General features: G+C 67.6%; 7 protein-coding genes and 1 pseudogene. 7 read left to right on the forward strand and 1 reads right to left on the reverse strand.

Annotated elements, in window-relative coordinates; all coding sequences use genetic code 11:
• From B4E97_RS04080 to B4E97_RS04105, 6 genes and pseudogenes are all read left to right on the forward strand, one after another.
• A pseudogene (locus tag B4E97_RS04080) lies at positions 1 to 213 on the forward strand (IS21 family transposase); the annotation flags it as partial.
• Positions 210 to 1,034 (forward strand): IS21-like element helper ATPase IstB, encoded by an 825-nt coding sequence (gene istB / locus B4E97_RS04085; RefSeq protein WP_286958780.1) that lies wholly within the window; start codon positions 210 to 212, stop codon positions 1,032 to 1,034. The pseudogene B4E97_RS04080 and the gene istB, both read left to right, overlap by 4 nt.
• Before the next feature lie 22 nt (positions 1,035 to 1,056).
• On the forward strand, positions 1,057 to 1,512 hold the full coding sequence (locus tag B4E97_RS19105) for an NUDIX hydrolase (protein WP_414632781.1): 456 nt from the start codon (positions 1,057 to 1,059) through the stop codon (positions 1,510 to 1,512).
• A gap of 60 nt (positions 1,513 to 1,572) precedes the next feature.
• A complete protein-coding gene (locus B4E97_RS04095; protein ID WP_286958783.1) occupies positions 1,573 to 2,076 on the forward strand; it encodes a hypothetical protein in 504 nt (167 codons plus the stop codon).
• Positions 2,077 to 2,142: 66 nt separating this feature from the next.
• Positions 2,143 to 3,045 carry a ketopantoate reductase family protein gene (locus B4E97_RS04100; protein WP_286958785.1) on the forward strand — a complete coding sequence of 301 codons (903 nt, stop codon included), beginning with the start codon at positions 2,143 to 2,145 and terminating at the stop codon, positions 3,043 to 3,045.
• A gap of 74 nt (positions 3,046 to 3,119) precedes the next feature.
• Entirely contained in the window at positions 3,120 to 3,947 is an 828-nt protein-coding gene (locus tag B4E97_RS04105) for a nucleotidyltransferase domain-containing protein (protein ID WP_286958786.1), read from the forward strand.
• A 22-nt stretch (positions 3,948 to 3,969) separates the two neighbouring features.
• Here B4E97_RS04105 and B4E97_RS04110 read toward each other — a convergent pair whose 3' ends face one another.
• Positions 3,970 to 4,257 carry a hypothetical protein gene (locus B4E97_RS04110; RefSeq protein ID WP_286958787.1) on the reverse strand — a complete coding sequence of 96 codons (288 nt, stop codon included), beginning with the start codon at positions 4,255 to 4,257 and terminating at the stop codon, positions 3,970 to 3,972.
• Positions 4,258 to 4,375: 118 nt separating this feature from the next.
• On the opposite strand from B4E97_RS04110, the gene B4E97_RS04115 reads away from it, so the two are divergent.
• Complete coding sequence (locus tag B4E97_RS04115; protein WP_286958788.1) at positions 4,376 to 5,011, forward strand: aspartate/glutamate racemase family protein; 636 nt, start codon at positions 4,376 to 4,378, stop codon at positions 5,009 to 5,011.
• Positions 5,012 to 5,036: the final 25 nt, after the last annotated feature.

The raw sequence follows: 5,036 nt of genomic DNA on the forward strand, positions 1-5,036 counted from the left end.
CCCGCCCCAGCCAGCCCGACCAGGGGCGGGACGGTCGTGAACCTGCCACCCCGACGCCCCACCAACCCGCACCAGGTCATCGCGCACCTGCCCGAAGACACCCGGCCCCTGCCCACCGTCACCGCCTACGACGAACTCCTGCGCCGTCGCCAACCCGATCCCGCCCCGGCCCCCGCCGAGGTCCACCACCACACCCCGACAGGAACCCCATGACCACCAGCTCCAGCAGCCGCCAGGGCGGTCTTCGCCCCCGTCACAGCCTCACCGAACAAGCCGCGCAGGCCGCGATCGACCAGGCCTGCCGCCGGCTGCGGCTGCCCACCATCCGCGCCGTCGTCGACGACGCCGTCGCGGCCGCCACAAAGGACCAACTCACCTACCAAGGCTTCCTCGCCGAACTCCTCCTGGCCGAGGTCGACGACCGCGACCGCCGCTCCACCCTGCGTCGCATCAAGAGCGCCGGCTTCCCCCGCGAGAAATGGCTCGCCGACTTCGACTTCACCGCGAACCCCAACATCAACCCCGCCACCATCAACGAGCTCGCCACCGGCGACTGGATCCACCGCGGCGACCCCCTGTGCCTCATCGGGGACTCCGGCACCGGCAAGTCCCACCTGCTCATCGCCCTCGGCACCGCCGCCGCCGAACAGGGCTACCGCGTCCGATACACCCTCGCCACCCGGCTCGTGAACGAGCTCGTCGAAGCCGCCGACGAGAAACAACTCACCAAGACCATCAACCGCTACGGCCGCGTCGACCTCCTGGTCATTGACGAGCTCGGCTACATGGAACTCGACCGGCGAGGCGCCGAACTGCTGTTCCAAGTCCTCACCGAACGCGAGGAGAAGAACGCCATAGCGATCGCCTCCAACCAGTCCTTCTCCGCCTGGACCGACACCTTCACCGACCCCCGCCTGTGCGCAGCGATCGTCGACCGACTCACCTACAACGCCACCATCATCGAAACCGGCACCAACTCCTACCGCCTCGCCCACACCCGAGCCCGGCACCGGACGCCCGCCACAGGCGCGTGACATCGATCATCTGCCGAGAGGCGTGCCTTTTGAATCGCCGCCAGCTCTCTGCCGGTTACAGTCGTGCGATGACCGCGAAGAGCGTGCCGCCTGCATCTGTCTTGTCGATGGCAAGCTTCTGGTCATCCATCGAGTCAAAGACGGGCTCCGTTACGCGGTACTGCCTGGCGGTGGCGTCGAACAGGATGAGGCACCAGCAGACGCTGCGCTGCGTGAGCTGCTTGAAGAAACCAGCCTGAACGGGCAGATCGTGCGGCATGCCGCCTCGTTGGATCACCAAGACCGCCGAGCCCACTACTACCTGGTACGTGCCAGCGGTCAGCCACGACTCGGTCACGGGCCCGAACAAGAACAGGCCTCGACCGACAACAGCTACACGCCGGCATGGGCACCCGCCGACACCGACTCTCTCACTAACATCGGACTAGTCCCCACCGAGGCCGTCCACCTGATCGCCGAATTCCTACACACCGAGTAGGACACGCCTTTGCCGCTGCCCATCCGCCGCCGTTGTGAGGCCGTTGGCTACGGTGAATGCATGACCCACCGAGTGTTGGTCCTCACGGGAGGCCCCGCCGCGGGCAAGAGCACCACGGCGCTGGCCTTGGCCACCACCACCCCTCGGACCGCCTTCATCGACGTCGATGACGTCCGCCAACTCGTGAAGAACGGAGGCGCCGCACCTTGGGACGGTGAGGAAGGCGCGTCCCAGCAGCTACTCGGGGTACGCAACGCGACCTGGCTGGCCAGCAACTTCGTCGGCCAGGGCATCAACGTCACAGTCGCCGACGTGGTCAATCCGATCACGCTTGCGCTCTATCGAGAGCTGCTGCCGGACGTCCTCGTGGTCAGGCTCACCCTGGGTCTGGAGGAGGCCAGGCGCCGAGCCGCCCAGCGAACGGTCTACCTCACCGACGCCGAGTTCGAGGAGCTGCACCGCCAGCAAGGTGACAACCTCCAGGTGGATCATGAGCTCGATGTCGCCGACATGGGAATTGATGAGCAAGTGGCCGCAGTGATGAAGATCTGGACCGCAGGCTGAACATCCACACATGCCGCCGGTGGCGCACCGGCACTTCTGGGTCCTCCTGGCGCATAGGCTCGCACTATGGCGCGTGTGAGGGTGCTCGGGGCAGGTGTCGTTGGATCGGTCTACGCGGCGCTGCTGGCCGACGCCGGTCACGAGGTCACCCTGACCGCACGAGGATCGAGACTCGTCGACCTGCGCCGCCATGGACTGCTCGTGGGCCTCGACGGCCGGATCCTTGCGCCCGACGTGGCCGTGACGAAGTCACCGGAAGTGACAGACTGCGACGTCCTGCTGGTCGCCGTTCGCGGTGACCAGTTGGCTGCGGCCCTGGACGACATCGCAGCCAGCCCGGCTGGGTGGGTCTGGATGTTCACCAACCCCCTCGAGCTGCGCAGTGACGTGGAGGATCGCCTGGGCCGCGACCGGCTGGTCTGGTGCTTCTCCGGTGTGGGCGGCGGCGTGAAGGACGGGCAGGTGACCGCCCACCGGGTGGGGCAGCAGCCCACCGTGGTCGAGGGCGGGGCAGCCGGCTCCAAGTTCGCGTCGCAGCTGCTCGGCGCGATCGACCCCCACCTGCGGACCGAGCCGGACATGCACGCCTGGTTGGACACCCACACGGTGTTCGTGGCCGCCATGGCCGCCCTGGTCCTGGAGCAGCCCTTGGAGACGCGATCACAGCGAGTGCGCGGCGCTGTCCTGCTGGTTCGGGCCATGCGACAGGCCTTCGACTCCCTCGAAGCGCAGGGGGCTCGCATCACACCGCGCAACCTGCGGATGATCTTCGGCCGGGTGCCCCTGCCGATCGCCGCCCTGTACTGGGCTGCGCAGCTGTCACGACCCGTCGTGCAGGTGTCCATGCTCCCCCATGCCACCGCGACCCGAACCACCGAACAGCGGGCCGTGGCCGCTCACGCCCTGGACCTCGCGGGCCACGGCCCCGGCCTCTACCGCCAGCTGCTCGCTCCTTTGGCCGGCACCTGAGCGGGTGCTCGGAACGCACTACTTTGCCGCGAATGGCATGGCAGGTCCACGCGGGCTAGGCAAAACTCTGGTGTGTGATCACCGACGAGCGACTCCAGCAGATGGCCGATGCTCTCGCATCAGTTCCCGGCATCGTGGCCATCGTCCTGGGAGGCAGCCGAGCTCGCCGCACCCACCACGAGGCCTCGGACGTCGACCTCGGCCTGTACTACCGCGCCGAAGGACTCGACCTCGACGCCCTGGCCCGTGCGTCACGCGCTTTCAGTGACACCGGGCAGGTCGAGATCGTCGGGCCCGGCGGCTGGGGGCCCTGGGTGAACGGAGGTGGCTGGCTAACCGTCAACGGCACCCCCGTCGACTGGATCCTGCGCGACCTCGACCGCGTGCACGAACAGGCCGACCGCGCCCGCCGCGGCGAGTTCGCCTTCCACCCCCAACCCGGTCACCCCCTGGGCTTCCTCGACGTCAGCTACGCCGGCGAGGTCGCCACGTGCCGTCCCCTCGCCGACCCCGACGGCGCCGTCGCCGGGCTGGCAGCCGATCTCAACCCGTACCCCGATGCGCTGCGCGTCGCGTTCATCGACAACCTGTGGCAGGCCGGTTTCTTGGTAGATGCCGCCCGGAAGGGCCTGCCCAAGGACGACAGCGCGTACGTGATGCTGTGCTGCTCGACCGCGCTCATGCTCTGCGCCCACGCCTGGCATGCCACTGCCGGGTCGTGGGTGACCAACGAGAAGGGCATCATCGTCGACGTGGCGCGACTCGACCTGGACACCCACGATTTCGCGACCAGAGCCAACACCGTCTTGCAGTCGTCCGGGCACATGGGACTCAGTGAAGTCGTCACCAAGACTGCATCTGTCGTGGAGGACACTCGCGCCGCTCTCCGGCGCGAACCGTGAGCGACGCTCGCTCATGCCGCCTTCAGGGACTCGCGAGGAGTCCGCGAGCTCGCCGCACCAGGACTTCCATCACTTGCTCAGAACGAAACCTGTTCTCGGCATCCGGGTCGTTGCCGAACAGGTATGTGTCATCCAGCTCGACCAGGTCCTGGAGCTCATCGGGTCCTTGGTGACCGACCTGGTGGATCGCAGCGACGAAGCTCTGGCCGCTGGTTCGACCGGCGAGGAAGTCTGCCGCCGCGTCGCGGGCGAACCCCCACGGGTCCTCCTCGGCTCGGTGAGCAGCAGGCTTCGGTGACGAGAACCACATGGTCCGATCATCGCAGGAAGGTCACTCGTTGGTGGTAGTCGAACGCGCTGTCATGCCGCTGGTCTCACCCAGGGCTGGGTGGCCCCGCTGCCGTGCGAAAGGCGTCACGATTCACGTCATGCCGACCATCGGGTTCTTGCACACCTCCCCAGTTCACGTGCCCACCTTCGAGGCGCTGCTGAAGGAGGTCGCGCCGTCCGCCCACGCCCTGCATGTCGTCGACGAAGACCTCCTGGCCGACGCCCGGACACACGGACCGGCTGCAGTCGCAGACCGAGTCCAGACGGCACTCTTGGGACTTCAGGACCGAGGAGCAGGCGTCGTCTGCTGCACCTGCTCGACGATCGGAGACGTCGCGGAGCAGGCAGAGGTCGCGATCCCCGTCTTCCGAGTTGATCGCCCCATGGCGTCCCAGGCCGTCAAGGCCGGACGACGAGTCGGCGTGGTCGCTGCTCTGGAGTCCACCATCGCGCCCACCTCGACTCTCCTGGAAGACGTAGCCCGCGAGGCCGGACGCGCGGTGGAGCTTCAGCCCGTCCTCGTGGAAGATGCGTGGGCTCGTTTCGAGGCGGGTGATGTCGCCGGCTACCTCGAACTCATCACCGAAGCAGCACGAGGCATGGCCCGCGGCGTGGACGTGATCGTCCTCGCGCAGGCCAGCATGTCCGGCGCCCAGGCGGCCTTGGGCGACCTGCCGATACCTGTCCTGAGTTCGCCTCGGGCTGCTGCCGAACACCTGGTGGTCCATTTCTGAGACCAGCGCACTCAACTGCCGCTGG

It is taken from the genome of Arsenicicoccus sp. UBA7492, from assembly GCF_002479615.1.
GTDB lineage: Bacteria > Actinomycetota > Actinomycetes > Actinomycetales > Dermatophilaceae > Arsenicicoccus > Arsenicicoccus bolidensis.